Here is a 21,584-nt window from a genome sequence, read left to right on the forward strand (position 1 = left end):
ATCAGCCGCGACCGACGAAGGGCATCTTCGTCGCCATGATCGTGATGAACTGCACGTTCGCGGACAGCGGCAGCATCGCCATGTGCAGCACCGCCTCGGCCACCTCGCGCGCGTCCATCATCGCCTCGGCGCGGATGCTGCCATCGGCCTGCGGCACGCCTTTCGCCATCTGCGCGGCCATTTCCGTCGCGGCGTTGCCGATGTCGATCTGCCCGCAGGCGATGTCGAACGGCCGCCCGTCGAGCGACAGGGTCTTGGTCAAGCCGGTGACGGCGTGCTTGGTGGCGGTGTAGGCGACCGAGCCGGGGCGCGGCGCATGGGCCGAGATCGAACCGTTGTTGATGATCCGCCCGCCCTGCGGCGCCTGCTGGCGCATGTGGCGGAACGCGGCCCGGGCGCAATAGAACATGCCGTTGAGGTTGACCGAGACGGTCGCGTGCCAATCGTCCAGCGAAATCTCGTCGATCAGCCCGGCGGGGCGCGAAATGCCCGCGTTGTTGAACAGCGCGTCGATCCGCCCGAAACGGGATGCCGCCGCCGCGAAGGCGGCATCTACGGCCACCGGGTCAGCCACGTCGCAGGGCAGCGCCAGCGCGCCCGGATGCGCGGCGGCGAGGTCTTCCAGCGGTTCGGCGCGCCGCGCGATCAGCCCGACCTGCCAGCCTGCGTCGAGAAAGCGCAGCGCCGTGGCCCGGCCGATGCCCGCGCTGGCGCCGGTGATCAGGATGCTGCGCGTCATCTCAGAACGCCTTGAACGTCATCGTGGTCAGGGTGCGCACGATACCCGGAATGTCGAACAGCCTTTCCGACAGGAAGTGGCCGACGTCGGACTCTTCGGGGATGTAGACCTTGGCGATCAGGTCGTATTCGCCCGAGGTCGAAAAAAGCTCGCTGACCACCTCGCGGTCGTAGATCGCGTCGGCGACCTCGTAGGTCTTGCCGGGGGTGCACCGGAACTGGACAAAGACGCAGCGCATTCGGGCCTCCAAACTCATTCGTGGCGAAGATTAGGACGAAGCCGCCCGCCCGGCCAGAGGCTTATTCCGCCTCAAGCTCCAGCGCCGCCGTGCCGCCCGGCAGGTCGTCGATGCCCAGCGGCGCCGGGGGCCGGGCAAGGCGGTTGCGCACCACCCACATCAGCCGCCGCTCGGCCCGCGTGATCGCGACATAGGCGAGGCGTTTCCACAAGGGCACACCCGCCTCGCTGCGCCCCGACTGCGCGGCGGCGAAAAGGTCGGGGGCGAAGACCTGCACGGTGTCCCACTGCGACCCTTGCGCCTTGTGGATCGTCACCGCCGCGCCGTGCAGGAAGGCCGCGCCCATGCGGGCGGCGAAGGGGATGAAGGGTTCCTCCTCATCCGGCAGTTCGATCTTGATGATCGAGGCCGCCGACAGCCGCGGCTCTTCGGCGCCCAGCACGTAGAGCCGCGAAAACCCCGGCTTGCGCCCCGGCCCGAGGTAGATCACCTGCGCGCCCTTGATCAGGCCGCGCGCCTCCAGGTCGATGCGCTTCTTGCGGTGCTTCAGCGGCAGTTCGATGCCGTCGCAGATCAGCGGCTCGCCCGGCAGCAGTTCGTCCAGCGGCGCTTCGTAAGCGGCGCGGAAGGCCTGGATCAACCGGATGCGGGTGACGTTGCGCCAGACCAGCACCGGGCTGCGCGCCATCAGCTCGGCCTCGACCCGCTGCGCCACCACCACCCGCTCATCCCGCCGCGCGGCGTCTTCGACCAGCCGCTCGAAGGCGTCGAAGCCAAGTTCCGGGTCGGCCAGCGCATGGGCGAGGTCGAGGATCGGGTTGTCCTCGGCCTGGCGGTGGATGCGGTGCAGCACCAGCCTGCGCGCCTCGGGCAGCTTGTCGAACACCATCTCGCCCGATGACCCCACCGGAGCCAGTTGCGCCGGGTCGCCGAACAGCACCAGCGTCGGGAAAATCTCGCGCAGGTCTTCCAGTTGGCGTTCGTCCAGCATCGAGCTTTCGTCGACAAAGCCGATATCCAGCGGCTCCTCGCGCCGCTTCCAGCCCTTGATGAAGTCCGACCCGCGCAGGCCCGCCGCCGCCAGCGCGCCGGGGATCGACTTCACCGCGTCGTAGAACGCCTTGGCGCGGTCGAGCGCCAGATCGGTCAGCCCTTCAACCACCGGCCGCTCGCCGCTTCCGGCCAGCCATTCGGCGATGCGCTCATACTGCGGATCATAGACCGGGGTGTAGAGAATGCGGTGGATCGTGGTCGCCGGAACGCCCCGGTTGCGCAGCACGCTGGCGGCCTTGTTGGTGGGCGCGAGGATCGCGAGGGTGCGGCGATCCTTCCGCCTGCGCCCTTCGTAGTCGCCCGAGACAGTGTCCACTCCCGCCTCGTGCAGCGCCTTGTAGAGGCGGCCCAGCAGCATCGTCTTGCCCGAACCGGCCTTGCCGACCACCGCCAGCACGGTCCCCTTGCCCGGCGCGTCGGGCGACAGCGTGCCCTCGTCGGGGTCGACACCGGCCGCCCGCAGCACCTCGGCCAGGCGGTCCCAGGCGTCGGCCTGATCCTCGGAAAACGTGAGCGCGGGCAGGGTCATGGCCGGACCTTACAGAACCGCGCACGGCGCCGCCAGACGGCTTAGCCCGGTGGCCCGGCCTGTCGTTCATGGGGCGGCAGCCCGGCACGGGATGCCAGTTCGGCCCTTGCCGTGCGCAGCGTCTCGTCGGCCTTGGCGGCCAGTGTCAGCAAGCCGTTCTGCGTGGCATAGGCCCGCAGGTCGGCCAGCACGTCCAAGATCCACTCATGCCCCATGCGCCCGCCTTGCCCCACCGGGCCGAGCACATGGCAATTGCATTAACAATCCGCTAACACTCTTGGGCGTCAACAGACTGTCGCCGGTGTGGCGACAGTCCGCGGCGCGGGTCAGATCGTCCGGCCCGCCTCCAGCGCATCCTCGAAGGTGCGCAGCCCGGCGCGCGGCGCCTGCACCAGCACCGCCATGTTGCCCGGCTTGTGCAGGTTCTTGCGCATCTTCACATGCGCCGCCGGAATCTCGGCCCAGGGGAAGACCTCGGACATCGCGGGATCAAGCCGCCGTTCCAGCATCAGCTTGTTGGCGGCGCTGGCCTGCTTGAGGTTGGCGAAGTGGCTGCCCTGCACCCGCTTCTGGTGCATCCAGAGGTAACGCACGTCGAAGGTCAGATTGTAGCCGGTGGTTCCGGCGCAGATCACCACCATGCCGCCGCGCTTGACCACGAAAACCGAGACCGGGAAGGTCGCCTCGCCAGGATGCTCGAACACCATGTCGACGTTCACACCCTTGCCGGTGATTTCCCAGATCGCCTTGCCGAATTTGCGGGTCTCGTTGAACCAGGCCTTGTATTCCGGCGTGTTCACCGTCGGCATCTGGCCCCAGCACGAGAATTCCTTGCGGTTGATGACGCCCTTGGCGCCCATCCCCATGACGAATTCGCGCTTGTCTTCTTCCGAGATGACGCCGATCGCATTCGCGCCCGCCGCATTGACCAACTGGATCGCGAACGACCCCAGCCCGCCCGAGGCGCCCCAGACCAGAATGTTGTCGCCGGGCTTCAGGATGTGCGGGCGGTGGCCGAACAGCATCCGGTAGGCGGTGGCCAGCGTCAGCGTGTAGCAGGCCGACTCTTCCCAGGTCAGATGACGCGGGCGGGGCATCAACTGCTGCGCCTGCACGCGGGTGAACTGGGCAAACGAGCCGTCCGGCGTCTCGTAGCCCCAGATGCGCTGGCTGGGGCTGAACATCGGGTCGCCGCCGTTGCATTCCTCATCGTCGCCGTCGTCCTGGTTGCAATGCACCACGACCTCGTCGCCGACCTTCCAGCGTTTCACCTTGTCGCCGACCGCCCAGACGATGCCCGAGGCGTCGCTGCCCGCGATGTGGTAGGGCTGGCCGTGGCCGTCGAACGGGCTGACCGGCGTGCCGAGCGCGGCCCAGACGCCATTGTAGTTGACGCCCGCCGCCATCACGAGCACCAGCACCTCGTGGCTGTCGATCTTCCAGGTATCGACCACCTCGACCTGCATCGCCGTGTCGGGCTCGCCGTGGCGTTCCTTGCGGATGGCCCAGGCGTACATCTTCGCGGGCACATGGCCGAGCGGCGGCATTTCGCCCACCTCGTAGAGATCTTTCACCGGAGCCTCGTAGGGAACGATGCCGGGGGCGGTGTCGAGTGCCATCTTCGTCTCCATCCTTCGGTGCCGCACCGCAGAATCGGCGCGACGTCTCCGTTTGGATACGGTTAGATGCGCAATAATGCAACCAGTTTCGTCCTAATTTTGAAATTTAATAACCCAGCAACTGCGGCAAATTGTGCTGCGTGTGAAAACGCCGGGGCGTCTGGCCCCGGCGCTCGGGCGGGGTCAGCCGCTCAGTTGATCGTCCAGGTTCCGACCGTGCAGACGTTGATGCCGCGCTTGATCACGCTGTCACCATCCTCGAACACGGCCTTCAGGTCGTATTTGCAGTAGCCGGTGCCGTCGTCGAAATTGACGTTGACCGAGGTGCCGGACTCCAGCACGTCACTGCCCAGAATGTCCTCTTCCCACGAATCCGACCCGACGTTGGACCCGTAGAGCCCGGTCATCGTGACGCCGGTCTTGTTGACCACCTTGACGTGCCGATCCTGCGCCGCCACCGGCATCGCAGTCACCGCAACAAGCGCGAAAACCGCAAAGGCGCGTGCCACAGCATGTGCAATCATTTTATCCCTCCAAAAGAACAAAGCCAGACGCCGGACTGATGCTGCGCCCGGCATGGATCATCGCCGAAACGGCGGCAAAATCAACACGAAACCGTGAGTTCTCGCGATGGAACCGTGAGAATTGGCGCCGCAGGCACTGCCTTTGGATGCGCAGCGGATGCCGCAACGCAGCGAATTGACAAGGTCACAAAATTCTCCATATGAAGGCGGTGCAGCAAGAATGTTACCAAAGCGATCCGAGGCCCCGATGACCGACGCGACAGAAAAGCCCTGGCTGTTCCGCACTTATGCGGGCCATTCCACCGCCACCGCCTCTAATGCGTTGTACCGCACCAACCTTGCCAAGGGACAGACCGGGTTGTCGGTCGCCTTCGACCTGCCGACCCAGACCGGCTATGACAGCGACCACGATCTGGCGCGCGGCGAGGTCGGCAAGGTCGGGGTGCCGGTCGGCCATCTGGGCGACATGCGGGCGCTGTTTCAGGGCATCCCGCTTGACCGGATGAACACCTCGATGACGATCAACGCCACCGCGCCGTGGCTGCTGGCGCTCTATATCGCGGTGGCCGAGGAACAGGGGGCGGATGTCGCGGCGCTGCAAGGCACGGTGCAGAACGACATCATCAAGGAATACCTCAGCCGCGGCACCTACATCTGCCCGCCGAAACCCTCGCTGCGGCTGATCACCGATGTGGCGGCCTATACCGCGCAGGCGCTGCCGAAGTGGAACCCGATGAACGTGTGCAGCTACCATCTGCAAGAGGCGGGCGCGACGCCGGAACAGGAACTGGCCTTCGCGCTGGCGACCGCAACCGCCGTGCTGGACGATCTGCGGGGCAAGGTGCCCGCCGCCGAGTTTCCTGCGATGGTCGGCCGCATCTCGTTCTTCGTGAACGCAGGCATCCGCTTTGTCACCGAGATGTGCAAGATGCGCGCCTTCGTCGATCTGTGGGATGAACTGTGCGCGACGCGCTACGGCATTGCCGACCCGAAATACCGTCGCTTTCGCTACGGCGTGCAGGTGAACAGCCTTGGCCTGACCGAGCAGCAGCCGGAAAACAACGTCTACCGCATCCTGATCGAGATGCTCGCCGTCACCTTGTCGAAGAACGCCCGCGCCCGTGCGGTGCAACTGCCCGCCTGGAACGAGGCGCTGGGCCTGCCGCGCCCCTGGGATCAGCAATGGTCGCTGCGGATGCAGCAGATCCTGGCCTATGAAACCGACCTGCTGGAATATGACGACCTCTTTGACGGCAACCCGGCGGTGGATCGCAAGGTCACGGCGCTGAAGGACGGCGCCCGGGCGGAACTGGCGCAGATCGACGCGATGGGCGGCGCGGTGGCCGCGATCGAGTACATGAAGGGGCGCCTTGTCGAGTCGAACGCCGCCCGCATCGCACGGATCGAGTCGGGTGAGACGGTCCTTGTCGGCGTCAACCGCTGGACCGAGACCGCGGACAGCCCGCTGACCGCGGGCGACGGCTCGATCATGGTGGTCGATGTGGCGGCGGAGGCCGACCAGATCGCCCGCCTGAGGGACTGGCGCGCGACGCGCGACATGGCCGCTGTCAGCGCCGCACTGGCCGCGCTGCGTCAGGCTGCGCTGTCCGGCGCCAACATCATGCCGCCCTCCATCGCCGCGGCCAAGGCCGGGGTCACGACCGGCGAATGGGCGGCCGAAATGCGCCACGCCTTCGGCGAATACCGCGCACCCACGGGCGTCAGCCGCGCGCCCTCGAACCGTACCGAGGGACTGGAGTCGATCCGCGAGGCGGTCGATGCCGTCTCGCAGAGACTCGGCCGCCGCCTGACCTTCCTGATGGGCAAGCCCGGCCTTGACGGCCATTCCAACGGCGCCGAGCAGATCGCCGCCCGCGCGCGGGACTGCGGCATGCAGATCCACTACGACGGCATCCGGCTGACCCCGGCCGAGATCGTCGCCGCCGCCGCCGAAACGCAGGCCCATGTCGTCGGCCTCTCGATCCTGTCGGGCAGCCACCTGCCCTTGATCGCCGAGGTGATCGAGCGATTGGCGCAGGCGGGCCTTGGCCATATCCCCGTCGTCGTCGGCGGCATCATCCCCGAGAACGACGCCCGCGCCTTGCGTGGCCTTGGCGTCGCGGCGGTCTACACGCCCAAGGACTTCGAGCTGAACCGCATCATGCTGGACATCGTCACGCTGGTCGGCGACCGCGCGCTGGCGGCTTGATGGTTTTCCATCATCGCCCCGGCAGTTTGCGGTAGATCAAATCGGCGGGGGCGATGGGCGCCTAAATCTTTTGCGAACGGAACGCAAGGAGAGGCGCCATGCTGGAAAAGCTGATGGAGATTCTGGAACGTCGGCGCGCACATCGCGAGATTGATGCGATGGAGTTACGCGAACTCGACGAGATCGGGCTCAGTCGCGCGCAGTTGCGGCAGATCGTGGATACCCCGGACGAGGTCGTTCAGCGCATGACGCTGATGGCGGAACGACACGGACTGAGCGATGAGGAACTGGACGAGTTGCGTCAGGACTATGCGCACCTTCTGGCGACCTGCGCGCATTGCCACGCCACCGGCACCTGCGCGCACTTCCTGGCCGATCCGGCCGCGACGGCCGATCAAGCGACCTTCTGCCCCAACCACGCGGACTACACCGCGCTTGCGGTCCACCCCGCCTGATCCGCCGTCACGGGATGACAGGGTGGCGTAGCGGGACGAAAGTCGCGGCGGCGCAAGAATCCGGGTGAATCCGCGCGGCGTTCCACCTAGTCTCTGCCGGAAACGTCAACCGAAAGGCCCCTCATGACCGTGCATATTGGCGCCAAGCCCGGCGAGATCGCCGAAACCGTCCTTCTGCCGGGCGATCCCTACCGGGCGCGGTGGGCGGCGCAGACCTTTCTCGATCAGCCGCGGCTGATCAACGAGGTGCGCGGAATGCTGGGCTTCACCGGCACCTGGAAGGGCAACCCCGTCACCATCCAGGGCACCGGCATGGGGATGCCGTCGCTGTCGATCTACGTCAACGAACTGATCCGCGACTACGGCGCCAAGACGCTGATCCGCATCGGCTCCGCGGGCGGGATGCAGCCGCAGGTCAGAGTGCGCGACGTGGTGCTGGCGATGACGGCCTCCAGCCTGTCGACCCCGTCGCGCGGCATCTTCCGCGAGCTCAACTTTGCCCCCAGCGCCGATTTCGGCCTGCTGGCCAATGCCTATGCCGCCGCGATGGCGCGTGACGTGCCGGTTCATGCCGGGGGGATCTATTCGTCGGACGTGTTCTACGACGAACGGCCCGACCTGAACGAGCAGATGCAGCGGCACGGCATCCTGTGCGTCGAGATGGAGACGGCCGAGCTTTACACCCTCGCCGCCCGCCACCACGCCCGTGCGCTGGCCATCCTGACAATCTCCGACCACCTGCTGACGCAGGAGGCGCTGCCCTCGGAAGACCGCGAGCGCAGCTTTGGCGACATGGTGGAGATTGCGCTGACCGCCGCCTTCGCCTGAGCGGCCCTTGACCTTCCGCGCCCGAGCGGCTTCCCTGCCGCCGCAACAGGACGGGAGAACATGATGCAGAAACGGCAACTCGGCGCGGGCGGGCCGATGGTTTCGGCGATCGGTCTGGGCTGCATGAGCTTTGCGGGCTTCTTCGGCGAAACGGACGAGGCGACCTCGTTGCGCTGTCTCGACGCGGCGTGGGATCACGGCATCGACTTTCTCGACACCGCGAACATCTACGGCATGGGCCGGTCGGAACGGGTGATCGGCACCTGGCTTGCAACCCGCAAGCCGAAGGTGGTCATCGCCACCAAGGCCGGCATCGTCTCGGGCCCCGAGCGGCGGTTCGACAACTCCGAAGCCTATCTGCGCGCCGAACTCGACGCCTCGATGAAGCGGCTTGGGGTCGCGTTCGTGGACCTGTTCTACATTCATCGCCGCGAGCAGGAACGGCCGGTGGAAGAGGTCGTGCAGACGATGCAAAAGCTGATCGCCGAGGGCAGGATCGGCGGTTATGGCCTGTCCGAGGTGTCGCCCGCGACGCTGCGCCGCGCCCAGGCGGTGCATCCCTGCCGGGCGGTGCAGAACGAATATTCATTATGGACCCGCGGACCTGAACTTGGCCTGATCCAGACCTGCGCCGAACTGGGGGTGGCCTTCGTGCCGTTCTCGCCTCTTGGCCGTGGCGTTTTCGGTGAGGTCTTCCCCGACCCCACGACGATGGCCGAAACCGATTTCCGCGCGCGCATCCCGCGCTTCACGGAACCGAACTACACCTACAACCGCGCCGCCATCGCGCCATTCAAGGCCTTCGCCCAGTCACGCGGTTGGTCCGTCGCCGCTGCCGCGCTGGCCTGGGTGCTGGATCAGGGCGCACATCTGATCCCGATCCCCGGCACCCGCACTGCCGAACATCTGGCCGAATGGGCGGGGGCGGACGCCCTCACGCTGACCGACGCCGACCGCGCCGAGATCAAGCGCCTGCTGCCGGTGGGGTTTGCCCACGGCGACCGCTACAACGACAGCCAGATCATCGGGGCCGAACGCTACTGCTGATCGCTGCGGGGTCGAAGACGAGGCACGTCCCGCCTCAGTTCCCCGCAGCCGGGGCGGTGCCAAGGGTGCCGTTGTCCCAGCTTCCGCTTTGCTGCAACCCGCTGGCATAGTGCATGGTGCCCTCGCCCTGGCGATGACCCTTGGCGAACATGCCGTCGTAAACGTCGCCATTGGGATAGGTCGCGGTGCCCTTGCCGTCGATCTCGCCCGCTTTCCACTCGCCCGTGTATTTGAAGCCGTCGGGCATGGTGATGTCGCCCGTGCCCTGACGTGCGCCCGCGACGAACTGCCCCTTGTAGACGGTGCCGTCGGGGTAGGTCGCCACGCCCTGCCCCTCGCGCTGGCCGTCGTTCCAGTCGCCCTCGTATTTATAGCCGTCGGGATAGGTCATCGTGCCCTGCCCGTCGTTCTTCGCCGCCTTGAACCCGCCGGTGTAGGTGATGCCGTTGGCGTAATGCGCCGTGCCCTGCCCGTCGATCACGCCCGCCTTCCAGTCGCCCTCATAGGTCGAGGTATCGGGGTAGGTGATCTTGCCGGTGCCGTCGGCGAGGTCTTCGTGGAAGCTGCCAACATAGATCGAGCCGTCCGGGTAGGTCACCTGGCCCTGCCCCTCGATCCGGCCGCCCTTCCAGTCGCCGGTGTAGGTGTAGCCGTCATGGCCCTTGAAGGTGCCCTTGCCCTCGCGCTTGTCGGCGGCAAAGTCACCCTCGTAGACATCGCCATTCTTGTAGCTGACCTTGCCGTGGCCCTGACGCTGGCCGTTGACCAGGGTGCCCTCGAACACGTCGCCGTTGGGCTGGGTCAGGGTGCCGGTGCCGTTGATCTGGCCGCCCTTCCACTGGCCGACAAAGGTCAGCCCGTCCGTCATCGTCAGCGTGCCGGTGCCTTCGCGGTCGCCATTGACCAGATCGCCCTCGTAGGTGGTGCCGTTCGGATAGGTGATCCTGCCCTTGCCGGTCTTCACGCCGTTGGCCCAGTCGCCGTCGTAAACGTAGCCGTCCGAACTTTCCATCTTGCCGCGGCCATTCTGCACCGCGTTCAGGAACCCGCCGGTGTAGGTCATGCCATTGGCATAGTGTTCGGTGCCCTGCCCGGTCATCTGGCCGGCCGCCCAGTCACCCTCGTAGGTGGAGCCGTCGGCGAAGGTGATCTTGCCCTTGCCGTCGGGCTTGCCCGCCTTGAACGTGCCTTCGTAGATCGCGCCGTTCGGGAAATGCGCCTTGCCCTGCCCGCTGATTTCGCCTGCGACCCAGTCGCCCTCGTAGGTGTAGCCGTTCGGCAGCTTGTAGCTGCCCTTGCCGTCCTGCTTGCCGTCCTTGAACGTGCCGGAATAGACGCCGCCATCATCATACTGCTTGGTGATCACCTGATCGGCGCTTTGCGCCATCGCCGCCGAGGCGACGAAAAGCAAGACCCCGGCCATGCGCGTACTGCGCGCCATTACGCCTGACAATCTTGCCACCGCGACGCCCCCTGTCGTTTGTTCCTGCCCCGTCCCGAGGGACACCCCCCAGAAGGTAAAGGACGCCTTCCGGGCTGACAAGCGTTTCGCCATCAATCGGCTTTCCCTTGCCGTGCAACCTGCTAGAACCGCTGCCGACCAAGGACGCCGCCGATGACCGACCGTTTCCGCCTGAGCATGGCGCAATTGAACCCGACCGTTGGCGCGCTGGACGCCAACGCGGGAAAGGCGCGTGCCGCCTGGGCCGAGGGGCGCGCGGCGGGCGCGGATTTCGTCGCGCTGCCGGAAATGTTCGTGACCGGCTACCAGACCCAGGACCTGGTGATGAAGCCCGCCTTTGCCGCCCATGCGATGCGCGTGATCGACGCGCTGGCCATCGCCTGCGCCGATGGACCCGCGCTGGGCATCGGCGGGCCGTTCCGGGACGGCGACCACCTTTACAACGCCTATTACATCCTGCAGGGCGGCAAGATCGTCGCGCGCCTTCTCAAGCACCACCTGCCCAACGACGACGTCTTCGACGAGGTGCGCCTGTTCGACGCCGGTCCGATCTCGGGCCCCTACCGCATCGGCCCGCTGCGCATCGGCACACCGGTGTGCGAAGACGCCTGGTATGAGGATGTCGCCGAGACGCTAGCCGAAACCGGGGCCGAGATCCTGTTCGTTCCGAACGGCTCGCCCTACCGCCGCCACAAGCTCGACCTGCGCATGAACGTCACGGTCGCGCGGGTGATCGAGACGGGGCTGCCGCTGGTCTACCTCAACACGGTCGGCGGGCAAGACGATCAGGTCTTTGACGGCGCGAGCTTCGCGCTGAATCCCGGCGGCAAGCTCGCCCTCCAGATGCCCGCGATGGAGGAATGCGTCGCGCATCTCGACTTCGTCCGCAGCGCCGAAGGCTGGCGCGCCGAACAGGGAATGATGGCACCGCAGCCCGATGCGTGGGAACAGGACTACCACGCGATGGTGCTGAGCCTGCGCGACTACCTTGCCAAGTCGGGCTTTTCCAAGGTGCTCCTCGGCCTCTCGGGTGGCGTCGACTCGGCGCTGGTGGCGGCGATTGCCGCCGACGCGATCGGGCCGGGAAACGTGCATTGCGTGATGCTGCCCTCGGCCTTCACCTCGGCCCATTCGCTGGAGGATGCGGCGGCGGTGGCGACGCGGCTCGGCTGTCGACTGGATACCGTGGCGATCACCGGCCCGCAGGCGGCGGTGACGGACGCGCTGGCACCGCTGTTCGCGGGCACCGGGGTGGGCATCACCGAGGAAAACGTGCAAAGCCGGTTGCGCGGGCTGCTGCTGATGGCGATCTCGAACAAGTTCGGCGGGATGCTGCTGACCACTGGCAACAAGTCGGAAATGGCGGTGGGCTACTGCACGATCTACGGCGACATGAACGGCGGCTACAACCCGATCAAGGATCTGTACAAGACCCGCGTGTTCGAAACCTGCCGCTGGCGCAACGCCAACCACCGGCCCTGGATGCAGGGCCCGGCGGGCGAGATGATCCCGCCCCGCGTGATCGACAAGGCGCCCTCGGCCGAACTGCGCGCCGACCAGAAGGACGAGGACAGCCTGCCACCCTACCCGGTGCTCGACGCAATCCTCGACGGGTTGGTGGAGCGTGAAGCCTCGGTGGCCGATCTGGTCGCCGAAGGCTTCGACCGCGCGACGGTGAAGAAGGTCGAACAGCTCCTCTACCTGTCGGAATACAAACGCTTCCAGTCCGCCCCCGGTACGCGGCTTACCGCGAAGGCGTTCTGGCTCGACCGCCGTTACCCGATCGTCAACCGCTGGCGCGACCCGGGCTGAGCGCCCTCACGTCAGGATTGTGTTGCGCGACTCCGGCTCGGCGTGGTTCGATGCGGGCAGACAGTGGCACAGCGCGAGGTCAGCATGGTTTGCGCACTCTGCAACGGCCCCGATCACCCGCAGCCCGGCGGCCCCGGCGCGCACCGGGTGATCAACTGCCCGGTCTTTGTCTCGACCACCCAACCACTGAAGGACATGATCCGCGCGGTCTACGAGCGCAATCCGCAGGACGTCGCGCGGGGCGATGACCTGTCGCAGTGGATCTATGACAACATCTATGGCGACAACCCCGGCCTGATCGCGCCGCGGTGGGTGTTCTACATGAACGGCGATCCGCGCGGCCGGGTCGAGGAACGGATCTACCTGTCGGTCTTCGCGCCGCATCTGCTGACCGTCTGGAACGCCCTGATGCCGTATTTCGAGGAACAGACGCACGACGTGGTGCAGGCCAAGCGCTGCTCGGTCGAGGCGGCGGCGACGCGGCTGGATACCATCGTGATCTACCTGCGCAACAAGGCCTCGGTCTGGCGGATGGAAAACGAACTGCGGCGCCTGCGCGGCCTCGGCACGCTGATCGACGGGTATTTCAAGCCGCAGGTGCCCCCCGGCACCGGGCGGCTGGCCGACTTGCCGGGCGCCAGCACCGCGCGCCAGCCCGAGGGCGACGGCAGCTATGGTCAGGAACTTTCCGCCCTGATCGGCGAGGCGTTCGACCGGTTCTGCCGCCCGATGCGCCCGCCGACCTGGTTCGACCTTGCCGAACGCTGCCTTGCGATGATGAAGGACCGGGGCCTCAACCTGGCCAAGCCGTGGAACCGGCCGCCGCAGGGGTTCTGAACTCAGCACAGGCGCGGGCCGCAGGGAGCCGACCCCGCCATCGCAAGCGGCAGGCTATCCGGAGGCCGCGCCGCCATCCGCCCGAGCGCGTCGAGAAACGCGCCTTCCACGCCGATGACCCGCACGAAACTGCTCATCTCAAGGCTGAACGGCATCCCGTTGCGGCTGAGGTTGCCGGTGCTGCTGACGATGGCCACAAGACGCAGCACGCCGCCCTGGCGCAGAAGCATGGCGCCGCCCGAACCGCCCGCATCCATCGAGCCGGTCAGATAGACCGGGCGCGGTTCCCCCACCCCGACCGCCCCGACCTGTTCCACCACCGCCTCCTGCGCGACCGGTTCGCGGTTGCCGAGGGTCGGCAGCAAATCGTCCTGAAAGGCCGAGATCAGGATCACCCGCGTGCCCGGCGCGGTCGGCAGCGGCCCGATCAGAAAGGGCACCGCCGCGGCGTTGCGCAGCGGCGCGGCCAGATGAACCACGGCATAGTCGTTCGGGTCAGCGGCATCCTCGCGCCCGCCGGGGCCCAGCACCTCGGTGCCGTCAAGCCGCAGCGCCACGGTCTCCGGCGGCAGGCTCTGGTTGCGGAACAGGCAGCGCGTGCCCTGCGGCAGCGCGATCCCCGCCCGCGCCGGATCGCGCAGCACATGCGCGGCCGTGATCAATGTGGCGGCATCGCCCGCCAGCATGCCCGTGGCCAACGCCTGCATCCCGCCAATGTCGCACAGGATCAGCCCGGTGGTGGCGCGAACCCGGGCGACCTCGGCATCGCTCAGGCCAAGCCGCGCCTGCTGGTTCGCCAGGCTGTCGCGACGATCATCGGGCGTGCCATCCGGGCGGCGCCCGACGATGTTCACCCGGATCACCGCGCCGCAGCCGTCGCAGCGGGGCGCAACCAGACCGCCGCCCGGCCATGCGGGCGTCGCGGCCGCAAGCGCGGCCAGCAGGGCGATCACGGTGCTCATCGGGCGTCTCGCGGATCCGGGTCCGGCGCGCCCAGCATAGCACAGGGGCCTGAGTCGCTATTCCCACCAGCGGTCGATGCTGGCGATGTCGTCGTCCGACCAGCCGAAGTGATGCGCCACCTCGTGCACCACCACATTGGCCACCAGATCGCCCAGCGTGACATCGCCCCGGCTGGCCCATTCGTCCAGGATCGGGCGGCGGAACAGCCAGACCGCATCGGGTTGCACCGGCTGATCCGAAACCGATTTCTCGGTCAGCGGGATGCCGTCGTAAAGCCCGGTCAGCTCGAACGCATCCTCGATCTTCATCGCGTCCAGAATCTCGTCGGGCGCGAAATCGACGATGCGCAGCACCAGCGCGCCCGCCGCCTTGCGGAACTGGGGCGACAGGGCCTCCAGCGCGGCGCGGGCCAGCGTCTCGATCACCTCTTCGTCGGGGGAGGGCACATCGGCCCATCCGGTCGTGTCCTCGGTCATCGCGGAACTCCCTTCTCGCCCATCATATGGACAAAACGGACCTGTTGTGAAAGAGCGGGGCCAACAGGAGTTGCCCCGATGACCGTTACCCGCTTCGCCCCCTCGCCCACCGGCTACATCCACGTCGGCAACCTGCGCACCGCGCTGATGAACTACCTGATCGCACGCAAGGCGGGCGGCACCTTCATCCTGCGGTTGGACGACACCGATCAGGAACGCTCGAAACAGGAATACGCCGACGGGATCATGGAAGACCTCGAATGGCTCGGCCTGACCTGGGACCGGCTGGAAAAGCAGTCCCTGCGGATGGACCGCTACGCCGACGCGGCCGACCAGCTGCGCGCGGCGGGTCGGTTCTACGAGGTGTTCGAGTCGCCGCTGGAACTGGACCTGAAGCGCAAGAAGCAGCTCAACATGGGCAAGCCCCCGGTCTACGACCGCACTGGCCTGCACCTGTCGGCCGCCGAAAAGGACGCGCTGCGGGCCGAGCGCCCCGGCTACTGGCGGTTCCTGCTGGATCAGGAGCGGATCGAGTGGACCGACGGCATCCTCGGCCCGATCTCGATCGACGCGGCCTCGCTGTCGGACCCGGTGCTGATCAAGGCCGACGGGCAGGTGCTCTACACCTTCGCCTCGTCGGTCGATGACGCCGACATGGGCGTCACCCATATCGTGCGCGGCGCCGACCACGTGACCAACACCGCGACGCAGATCCAGATCATCCGCGCGCTGGGCGGCACCCCGCCCGCCTTCGCCCACCACAGCCTGCTGACCGGCCCGCAGGGCGAGGCGCTGTCAAAGCGGCTGGGCACCCTCAGCCTGCGCGACCTGCGCGCCGAGGGGATCGAGCCGATGGCGCTTTTGTCGCTGATGGCGCGGCTTGGCTCGTCGCAGCCGGTGGAGCTTGCCCATTCGCTCGACGACCTGATTGCGGGATTCGACCTCGCCTCCTTCGGCGCCGCGCCAACCAAGTTCGACGCCGAAGACCTCAAGCCCTTGACCCGCGCCCATGTGCAGGCGCTGCCCTTTGCGGCGGTGCAGGACCGGATTGCGGGCTTGGGTGTGCCCGATGCGCTGGCGGCCAATTTCTGGGCGGTTGCCAAGGGCAATATCACCGTCCTGAACGATCTTGAGGGCTGGTGGCACCTCTTCCGTGATGGCGCCGAACCGGTGATCGCCCCCGAGGATGCCGAGTTTGTCGCCACCGCGATGACGCTCTTGCCGCCACCGCCCTACGGACCGACGACCTGGGCCGACTGGACGGCGAAGGTGAAGGAGGCGACCGGGCGCAAGGGCCGCGGCCTCTTCATGCCGCTGCGCCGCGCCGTCACCGGGCAGGACCACGGGCCGGAAATGGCGGATGTGATGCCGCTGTTGCAGACCGTGCGCGCCCGCGGCTGAACGGCCTGCAAGGGTTTGGTGCGGAACGGAAATCAGCCTGCCGAAAAAACACCGATTTTGCACCGATTTCGCACCGACGTTGATACCGAAAACCGCGCTCCTCATTCTCTTTGGCGAAAATACTCCGGGGGGTGAGGCCCGAGACGGCCGAGGGGGGCAGCGCCCCCCTAATCCGCCAGCCGCCGCACGCCGAGCCGGTCGAGGTGGTCATCCACCAGCCCGCGCGCGGCCTCGGTCAGCCGCTGCGCGCGCGGATACAGCGGCCGGGCGCGGTCGTCCAGCACCGGAGCCTGCCAGCCGTCGGTCGTCTCGAAGAAGCGCGCCAGGCCGCCCGCGCCGAACTCGGCCAGAAAGCCCTGCACCACCACGTCGAGATAGCTGAGCAGGATCGGGTGCTCGCGCAGGTCACGCGGCACCGGCTCGGGCGGGATGACGTAGACCGCAACACCCTCGGCCACTTGCGCGGCGATCTGCTCCGGCGCAAGCCGGAGCCTGCCGTATCCCGACTCGCGCCGGTCGAGCGCGGCCCAGTCGCCACCCGGCACCTCGGCCACCAGCCCCTCGATCACGCCGCCCGGATCGGGGCGCACCGACAGGAACGCCAGCCGCCGCCGCCCGGTGGCGCGCCATTCCCGGCGCCAGCCGCTGACGCGCGCCGGGTGGGCGGACGCATGGCCATGCGTCAGCCGGTTGACGAGCGAGCCATAGCCGAAGACATACCGATCCATGCCGCCCAGTGGTGCCGGAACCTCGCCGCCGCAGCAAGCCCCCCTGCAGCAAGCCCCCCTGCATCAAGCCCCCCCGTATCAAGCCCCTTGCCAGCGCGGGGGGCAAAGGGCTAAGCCCAAGGGGTCAGGATCGGGAGAATCCGGCGGGGCGCCAGTCTTTACAGACGAGCGCCCGGAGCCGGTGCCGAAGGAGCAACCGCCCCGGTAAACTCTCAGGCGCACGAACCGTTCTGACAACAGACTCTGGAGAGACCCTGAATCACGTTCAGGGCGCCGAAGGGATAACGATCTCAGGCGAACGGACAGAGGGGGCATCGGAACGCAGGCCTTGGCTTGCCTGAACGGTGCCGGACGATCATGACCGGCGGAACAAGGGAGGGCGGCATGGCCGACCTGAAACGCACGGTCCTTTACTACCTGCATCTGCGGCTTGGCGCGAAGATCGTGCCCTTCGCCGGATACGAGATGCCGGTGCAATATCCGCTCGGCGTGCTCAAGGAACATCTGCACACGCGGGCGGCGGCGGGGCTCTTTGATGTCAGCCACATGGGGCAGGTGATCCTGCGGCCGCACTCGGGCCGCCTGGCCGATGCGGCGGCAGCGCTGGAGAGTTTGGTGCCGGTCGATGTGCTGGGGCTGAAACAGGGCCGCCAGCGCTACGCGATGTTCACCGCGCCGGATGGCGGCATCCTCGACGATCTGATGGTCGCCAACCGGGGCGATCACCTTTTCGTGGTGGTGAACGCCGCCTGCAAGCAGGCCGACATCGCCCATATGCGCGCCGATCTGGCGGGCGCCTGCGCGGTGGAGGAAATCACCGATCGCGCCCTGATCGCGCTGCAGGGACCAAGCGCCGAGGGCGTGCTGGAACGGCTGGCGCCGGGGGCGGCGGCGATGCGGTTCATGGATGTGGCGGTGCTGCGCTGGCAGGGCGCCGATCTGTGGGTTTCGCGGTCCGGCTATACCGGCGAGGACGGATTTGAAATCTCGGTGGCGGAAGACCGGGCGGAAGCCTTCGCCGAAGCGCTGCTGGCCGATCCTGCGGTGCAGCCGATCGGGCTTGGCGCGCGGGATTCGCTGCGGCTGGAGGCGGGGCTGTGCCTTTATGGCCATGACATCGACACCGGCACCTCGCCGGTGGAAGGCGCGCTCCACTGGGCGATCCAGACGGCGCGGCGGACGGGCGGCGCGCGGGCGGGCGGGTTCCCCGGCGCGGGCCGCATCCTTGCCGAACTGGAGAACGGACCGGCCCGCCTGCGGGTGGGCCTGCGCCCCGAGGGCCGCGCGCCGATGCGCGAGGGCACCGCGGTGTTCGCCGATGCCGAAGGTGGCGAGGCGATCGGCCGCGTCACCTCGGGCGGCTTTGGCCCGTCGCTGGAGGCGCCCATTGCGATGGGTTATCTGCCAACCGCGCTTTGCGCACGGGGCACCACGGTATACGGTGAGGTGCGGGGCAAACGGCTGCCCGCGACGGTGACCGATCTGCCCTTCCGCCCCTCCACCTACAAACGCTGACACGGCTTGGTGCCGCGGCGCCCAACGCAAGAGGACGATGATGAAATACACCAAGGATCACGAATGGCTGCGCGTCGAGGGCGACCTCGTCGTCGTCGGCATCACCGAACACGCGGCGACCCAGTTGGGCGACGTGGTGTTCGTCGAACTGCCCGAGGTCGAGACGATGGTGGCCACCGGCGACGAGGTCGTGGTGATCGAAAGCGTCAAGGCGGCGTCCGACATCCTGGCCCCGGTCGAGGGCGAGATCGTCGAGGTCAATTCCAAGCTCGCCGACAACCCCGGCCTGGTGAACGAAGACCCGACCGGCGACGCCTGGTTCTTCAAGATGAAGGTCGATGACCTCGCCGCACTCGACGAGTTCATGGACGAAGCCGAATACAACGAGATGATTGCCTGAGGATGTCATGACCTTCACCCCCACCGCCTACAATCCCTACGATTTCGCCAACCGCCGCCACATCGGCCCCTCGCCCGCCGAGATGGCCGAGATGCTGACAGCGGTGGGGGTCGGATCGCTCGATCAGTTGATCGACCAGACCGTGCCCGCCGCGATCCGGCAGAAGGTGCCGCTAAGCTGGGCGCCGCTGGCCGAGCATGAACTGCTGGCGAAGATGCGCGAGGTGGCGGCGAAAAACCGGGTGATGACCTCGCTGATCGGGCAGGGCTATTACGGGACGGTGACGCCGCCCGCGATCCAGCGCAACATCCTGGAGAATCCGGCGTGGTATACGGCCTACACGCCCTATCAGCCCGAGATCGCGCAGGGGCGGCTGGAGGCGTTGCTGAACTACCAGACGATGGTGGCGGACCTGACCGGGCTGCCGGTCGCCAATGCCTCGCTGCTGGACGAGGCGACGGCGGCGGCCGAGGCGATGACGATGGCCGAACGGCTGGCCAAATCGAAGGCGCGGGCGTTCTTCGTCGATGAGAACTGCCACCCGCAGACCATCGCGGTGATCCGCACGCGGGCGGAACCGCTGGGGATCGAGGTGGTCGTGGGGGCGCCCGAGGCGATGGTTCCCGAACAGGTGTTCGGCGCGATCTTCCAGTATCCGGGCACCTTCGGCCATGTGCGCGACTTCACCGCCGAGATTGCCGCGCTCCATGCGGCAAAAGCGGTGGCGGTGGTGGCGACGGACCTGCTGGCGCTGTGCCTGCTGAAGGAACCGGGCGCGATGGGGGCAGATATCGCCATCGGGTCGAGCCAGCGGTTCGGCGTGCAGATGGGCTATGGCGGGCCGCACGCGGCCTTCATGTCGTGCCGCGATGACATGAAGCGGGCGATGCCGGGGCGCATCGTCGGCGTGTCGGTCGATGCGCGCGGCGGGCGGGCCTATCGGCTGAGCCTGCAAACGCGCGAACAGCATATCCGGCGCGAAAAGGCGACCTCGAACGTCTGCACGGCGCAGGCGCTGTTGGCGGTGATGGCCAGCTTCTACGCGGTGTTCCACGGCCCGCTGGGGCTGCGGGCGATCGCGGAACGGGTGCATTTCCTGACCAACCGGCTGGCGCGCGCGCTGAAAGCGGCGGGGGCGAAGGTCAGCCCGAAGGCGTTCTTCGACACGATCACCGTCGAGGTCGGCGTCGGGCAGGCCGGGATTCTGGCCGCCGCCCGGCAGGAAGGCATGAACTTTCGCAAGATCGGCCATGACCGGGTGGGCATCAGTCTGGACGAGACAACGGACGAAAAGGTGCTGCTGCGCATCCTGCGCGCCTTCGGCATCGAGGGCGTGCCGCCGCATCGCGCCACGCTCGGCTTCCCCGAGGCGATGCTGCGGGAAAGCGACTACCTGACCCATCCGGTCTTTCACATGAACCGGGCCGAGTCCGAGATGATGCGCTACATGCGGCGCCTGTCGGACCGTGATCTGGCGCTGGACCGGGCGATGATCCCGCTGGGCTCCTGCACGATGAAGCTGAACGCGGCGGCCGAGATGATGCCGATCACTTGGCCCGAGTTCGCCGCGCTGCACCCGTTCGCGCCGCGCGATCAGGCGGCGGGCTATGCCGAGGCGGTCACCGACCTGTCGGCAAAGCTCTGCGAGATCACCGGCTATGACGCCTTCTCGATGCAACCGAATTCCGGCGCGCAGGGGGAATATGCGGGGCTGTTGACGATTCAGGCCTATCACCGGGCGATGGGACAGGGGCACCGCAGGGTCTGCCTGATCCCGGTGTCGGCGCATGGCACCAACCCGGCCTCCGCGGTGATGGCGGGGATGGAGGTCGTGGTGGTGAAAAGCCGCGAGAACGGCGACATCGACCTTGACGACTTCCGCACCAAGGCGGCGGCGGCGGGCGACACGCTGGCGGCCTGCATGATCACCTACCCTTCGACCCACGGCGTCTTCGAGGCGACCGTGAAAGAGGTCTGCGCGATCACGCACCGTCATGGCGGGCAGGTCTACATCGACGGCGCCAACATGAACGCGATGGTCGGGCTGGCCAAACCGGGCGAAATCGGCTCGGACGTCAGCCACCTGAACCTGCACAAGACCTTTGCCATTCCGCATGGCGGCGGTGGGCCGGGAATGGGGCCGATCGGGGTAAAGGCGCATCTGGCGCCCTATCTGCCCGGCGACCCGTCCACCGGCGTCGGCGAGGGGCCGGTGTCGGCGGCGCCCTACGGCAGCGCGTCGATCCTGCTGATCAGTTGGGCCTATTGCCTGATGATGGGCGGGCCGGGCCTGACGCAGGCGACCAAGGTGGCGATCCTGAACGCGAACTACATCGCCGCGCGGCTGCACGGTGCGTTCGAGGTTCTGTTCAAGGGCGCGAACGGCCGGGTTGCGCATGAGTGCATCCTCGACACCCGCCCCTATGCCGACAGCGCGCATGTGACCGTGGACGATATCGCCAAGCGGCTGATCGACAACGGCTTCCACGCCCCGACGATGAGCTGGCCGGTGGCGGGCACGCTGATGGTAGAGCCGACCGAGTCGGAGACCAAGGCGGAACTCGACCGCTTCATCACCGCGATGCTGGCGATCCGGGCCGAGATCGGCGCGATCGAGCGCGGCGAGATGCCGGTCGAGAACAACCCGCTGAAGAACGCGCCCCACACGGTGGAGGATCTGGTCGCCGACTGGGACCGCCCCTACCCGCGTGCGCAGGGCTGCTTTCCGCCCGCCAGCTTTCGGGTCGAC

General features: G+C 67.3%; 20 protein-coding genes and 2 riboswitches. Of the genes, 10 read left to right on the top strand and 10 right to left on the bottom strand.

Annotated elements, in window-relative coordinates; genetic code table 11:
* Position 1: 1 nt before the first annotated feature.
* From AC11WY_RS01590 to AC11WY_RS01615, 6 genes are all read right to left on the bottom strand, one after another.
* Positions 2-739 carry an SDR family oxidoreductase gene (locus AC11WY_RS01590; protein ID WP_482921831.1) on the bottom strand — a complete coding sequence of 246 codons (738 nt, stop codon included), beginning with the start codon at positions 737-739 and terminating at the stop codon, positions 2-4.
* A gap of 1 nt (position 740) precedes the next feature.
* Positions 741-977, bottom strand: coding sequence for an Lrp/AsnC family transcriptional regulator (locus tag AC11WY_RS01595; protein ID WP_482921833.1), 237 nt, complete (start codon positions 975-977; stop codon positions 741-743).
* A 61-nt stretch (positions 978-1,038) separates the two neighbouring features.
* Positions 1,039-2,559: an ATP-dependent DNA helicase gene (locus AC11WY_RS01600; protein ID WP_482921835.1), complete on the bottom strand. Its 1,521-nt coding sequence runs from the start codon at positions 2,557-2,559 to the stop codon at positions 1,039-1,041.
* A gap of 41 nt (positions 2,560-2,600) precedes the next feature.
* Positions 2,601-2,774 (bottom strand): hypothetical protein, encoded by a 174-nt coding sequence (locus AC11WY_RS01605; protein ID WP_482921837.1) that lies wholly within the window; start codon positions 2,772-2,774, stop codon positions 2,601-2,603.
* A gap of 111 nt (positions 2,775-2,885) precedes the next feature.
* Positions 2,886-4,178: a crotonyl-CoA carboxylase/reductase gene (ccrA, locus tag AC11WY_RS01610; RefSeq protein ID WP_482921839.1), complete on the bottom strand. Its 1,293-nt coding sequence runs from the start codon at positions 4,176-4,178 to the stop codon at positions 2,886-2,888.
* 191 nt (positions 4,179-4,369) lie between these two features.
* Entirely contained in the window at positions 4,370-4,702 is a 333-nt protein-coding gene (locus AC11WY_RS01615) for a hypothetical protein (protein ID WP_482921841.1), read from the bottom strand.
* 247 nt (positions 4,703-4,949) lie between these two features.
* On the opposite strand from AC11WY_RS01615, the gene AC11WY_RS01620 reads away from it, so the two are divergent.
* From AC11WY_RS01620 to AC11WY_RS01635, 4 genes are all read left to right on the top strand, one after another.
* Positions 4,950-6,911, top strand: a complete 1,962-nt coding sequence (locus tag AC11WY_RS01620) for a methylmalonyl-CoA mutase family protein (protein WP_482921843.1) — start codon at positions 4,950-4,952, stop codon at positions 6,909-6,911.
* Between the two features lie 98 nt (positions 6,912-7,009).
* Positions 7,010-7,366: a DUF6455 family protein gene (locus AC11WY_RS01625; RefSeq protein ID WP_482921845.1), complete on the top strand. Its 357-nt coding sequence runs from the start codon at positions 7,010-7,012 to the stop codon at positions 7,364-7,366.
* 123 nt (positions 7,367-7,489) lie between these two features.
* The gene (gene deoD / locus AC11WY_RS01630) at positions 7,490-8,194 is read left to right on the top strand and encodes a purine-nucleoside phosphorylase (RefSeq protein WP_482921847.1); all 705 of its coding nucleotides are present in this window, start codon (positions 7,490-7,492) and stop codon (positions 8,192-8,194) included.
* Between the two features lie 63 nt (positions 8,195-8,257).
* Positions 8,258-9,241, top strand: a complete 984-nt coding sequence (locus tag AC11WY_RS01635; RefSeq protein WP_482921849.1) for an aldo/keto reductase — start codon at positions 8,258-8,260, stop codon at positions 9,239-9,241.
* A gap of 34 nt (positions 9,242-9,275) precedes the next feature.
* Here the strand turns inward: AC11WY_RS01635 and AC11WY_RS01640 are convergent, their stop codons facing one another.
* A complete protein-coding gene (locus tag AC11WY_RS01640) occupies positions 9,276-10,682 on the bottom strand; it encodes an MORN repeat-containing protein (protein WP_482921851.1) in 1,407 nt (468 codons plus the stop codon).
* Positions 10,683-10,856: 174 nt separating this feature from the next.
* On the opposite strand from AC11WY_RS01640, the gene AC11WY_RS01645 reads away from it, so the two are divergent.
* Together AC11WY_RS01645 and AC11WY_RS01650 are read left to right on the top strand one after the other, a co-directional pair.
* Positions 10,857-12,515 carry an NAD+ synthase gene (locus AC11WY_RS01645; RefSeq protein ID WP_482921853.1) on the top strand — a complete coding sequence of 553 codons (1,659 nt, stop codon included), beginning with the start codon at positions 10,857-10,859 and terminating at the stop codon, positions 12,513-12,515.
* 84 nt (positions 12,516-12,599) lie between these two features.
* A complete protein-coding gene (locus AC11WY_RS01650) occupies positions 12,600-13,352 on the top strand; it encodes a T3SS effector HopA1 family protein (RefSeq protein ID WP_482921855.1) in 753 nt (250 codons plus the stop codon).
* Between the two features lie 2 nt (positions 13,353-13,354).
* Here AC11WY_RS01650 and AC11WY_RS01655 read toward each other — a convergent pair whose 3' ends face one another.
* Together AC11WY_RS01655 and AC11WY_RS01660 are read right to left on the bottom strand one after the other, a co-directional pair.
* Complete coding sequence (locus AC11WY_RS01655) at positions 13,355-14,314, bottom strand: trypsin-like serine peptidase (protein ID WP_482921857.1); 960 nt, start codon at positions 14,312-14,314, stop codon at positions 13,355-13,357.
* 57 nt (positions 14,315-14,371) lie between these two features.
* Positions 14,372-14,791, bottom strand: coding sequence for a metallopeptidase family protein (locus AC11WY_RS01660; RefSeq protein ID WP_482921859.1), 420 nt, complete (start codon positions 14,789-14,791; stop codon positions 14,372-14,374).
* Positions 14,792-14,869: 78 nt separating this feature from the next.
* Here AC11WY_RS01660 and gltX point away from each other — a divergent pair, with 78 nt between their 5' ends.
* A complete protein-coding gene (gltX, locus tag AC11WY_RS01665; RefSeq protein WP_482921861.1) occupies positions 14,870-16,192 on the top strand; it encodes a glutamate--tRNA ligase in 1,323 nt (440 codons plus the stop codon).
* Between the two features lie 167 nt (positions 16,193-16,359).
* Here gltX and AC11WY_RS01670 read toward each other — a convergent pair whose 3' ends face one another.
* Entirely contained in the window at positions 16,360-16,920 is a 561-nt protein-coding gene (locus tag AC11WY_RS01670) for a gamma-glutamylcyclotransferase family protein (protein WP_482921863.1), read from the bottom strand.
* 121 nt (positions 16,921-17,041) lie between these two features.
* Positions 17,042-17,158: riboswitch (glycine riboswitch) on the top strand.
* A 3-nt stretch (positions 17,159-17,161) separates the two neighbouring features.
* Positions 17,162-17,228: riboswitch (glycine riboswitch) on the top strand.
* A 76-nt stretch (positions 17,229-17,304) separates the two neighbouring features.
* Between AC11WY_RS01670 and gcvT the strand changes: the two genes are divergently transcribed.
* The 3 genes from gcvT to gcvP all read left to right on the top strand — a co-directional run.
* Positions 17,305-18,435, top strand: a complete 1,131-nt coding sequence (gene gcvT, locus AC11WY_RS01675) for a glycine cleavage system aminomethyltransferase GcvT (protein WP_482921865.1) — start codon at positions 17,305-17,307, stop codon at positions 18,433-18,435.
* 40 nt (positions 18,436-18,475) lie between these two features.
* The gene (gene gcvH, locus AC11WY_RS01680) at positions 18,476-18,835 is read left to right on the top strand and encodes a glycine cleavage system protein GcvH (protein WP_482921867.1); all 360 of its coding nucleotides are present in this window, start codon (positions 18,476-18,478) and stop codon (positions 18,833-18,835) included.
* A 7-nt stretch (positions 18,836-18,842) separates the two neighbouring features.
* Positions 18,843-21,584 (top strand): aminomethyl-transferring glycine dehydrogenase (gene gcvP / locus AC11WY_RS01685; RefSeq protein ID WP_482921869.1); only part of this gene is annotated, 2,742 nt, incomplete at its 3' end.

The organism is Solirhodobacter sp., assembly GCF_964715405.1.

What these genes read in the sequence shown, in the direction of transcription:
- gcvT (WP_482921865.1), top strand. Translation starts at nt 17,305, where the DNA reads ATGGCCGACCTGAAACGCACGGTCCTTTACTACCTGCATCTGCGGCTT.
- AC11WY_RS01660 (WP_482921859.1), bottom strand. Translation starts at nt 14,791, where the DNA reads ATGACCGAGGACACGACCGGATGGGCCGATGTGCCCTCCCCCGACGAA.
- AC11WY_RS01670 (WP_482921863.1), bottom strand. Translation starts at nt 16,920, where the DNA reads ATGGATCGGTATGTCTTCGGCTATGGCTCGCTCGTCAACCGGCTGACG.
- AC11WY_RS01650 (WP_482921855.1), top strand. Translation starts at nt 12,600, where the DNA reads ATGGTTTGCGCACTCTGCAACGGCCCCGATCACCCGCAGCCCGGCGGC.
- AC11WY_RS01635 (WP_482921849.1), top strand. Translation starts at nt 8,258, where the DNA reads ATGCAGAAACGGCAACTCGGCGCGGGCGGGCCGATGGTTTCGGCGATC.
- gltX (WP_482921861.1), top strand. Translation starts at nt 14,870, where the DNA reads ATGACCGTTACCCGCTTCGCCCCCTCGCCCACCGGCTACATCCACGTC.
- AC11WY_RS01600 (WP_482921835.1), bottom strand. Translation starts at nt 2,559, where the DNA reads ATGACCCTGCCCGCGCTCACGTTTTCCGAGGATCAGGCCGACGCCTGG.
- ccrA (WP_482921839.1), bottom strand. Translation starts at nt 4,178, where the DNA reads ATGGCACTCGACACCGCCCCCGGCATCGTTCCCTACGAGGCTCCGGTG.
- AC11WY_RS01620 (WP_482921843.1), top strand. Translation starts at nt 4,950, where the DNA reads ATGACCGACGCGACAGAAAAGCCCTGGCTGTTCCGCACTTATGCGGGC.
- gcvH (WP_482921867.1), top strand. Translation starts at nt 18,476, where the DNA reads ATGAAATACACCAAGGATCACGAATGGCTGCGCGTCGAGGGCGACCTC.
- AC11WY_RS01615 (WP_482921841.1), bottom strand. Translation starts at nt 4,702, where the DNA reads ATGATTGCACATGCTGTGGCACGCGCCTTTGCGGTTTTCGCGCTTGTT.
- AC11WY_RS01655 (WP_482921857.1), bottom strand. Translation starts at nt 14,314, where the DNA reads ATGAGCACCGTGATCGCCCTGCTGGCCGCGCTTGCGGCCGCGACGCCC.
- AC11WY_RS01640 (WP_482921851.1), bottom strand. Translation starts at nt 10,682, where the DNA reads ATGGCGCGCAGTACGCGCATGGCCGGGGTCTTGCTTTTCGTCGCCTCG.
- AC11WY_RS01625 (WP_482921845.1), top strand. Translation starts at nt 7,010, where the DNA reads ATGCTGGAAAAGCTGATGGAGATTCTGGAACGTCGGCGCGCACATCGC.
- deoD (WP_482921847.1), top strand. Translation starts at nt 7,490, where the DNA reads ATGACCGTGCATATTGGCGCCAAGCCCGGCGAGATCGCCGAAACCGTC.
- AC11WY_RS01645 (WP_482921853.1), top strand. Translation starts at nt 10,857, where the DNA reads ATGACCGACCGTTTCCGCCTGAGCATGGCGCAATTGAACCCGACCGTT.
- AC11WY_RS01595 (WP_482921833.1), bottom strand. Translation starts at nt 977, where the DNA reads ATGCGCTGCGTCTTTGTCCAGTTCCGGTGCACCCCCGGCAAGACCTAC.
- AC11WY_RS01605 (WP_482921837.1), bottom strand. Translation starts at nt 2,774, where the DNA reads ATGGGGCATGAGTGGATCTTGGACGTGCTGGCCGACCTGCGGGCCTAT.
- AC11WY_RS01590 (WP_482921831.1), bottom strand. Translation starts at nt 739, where the DNA reads ATGACGCGCAGCATCCTGATCACCGGCGCCAGCGCGGGCATCGGCCGG.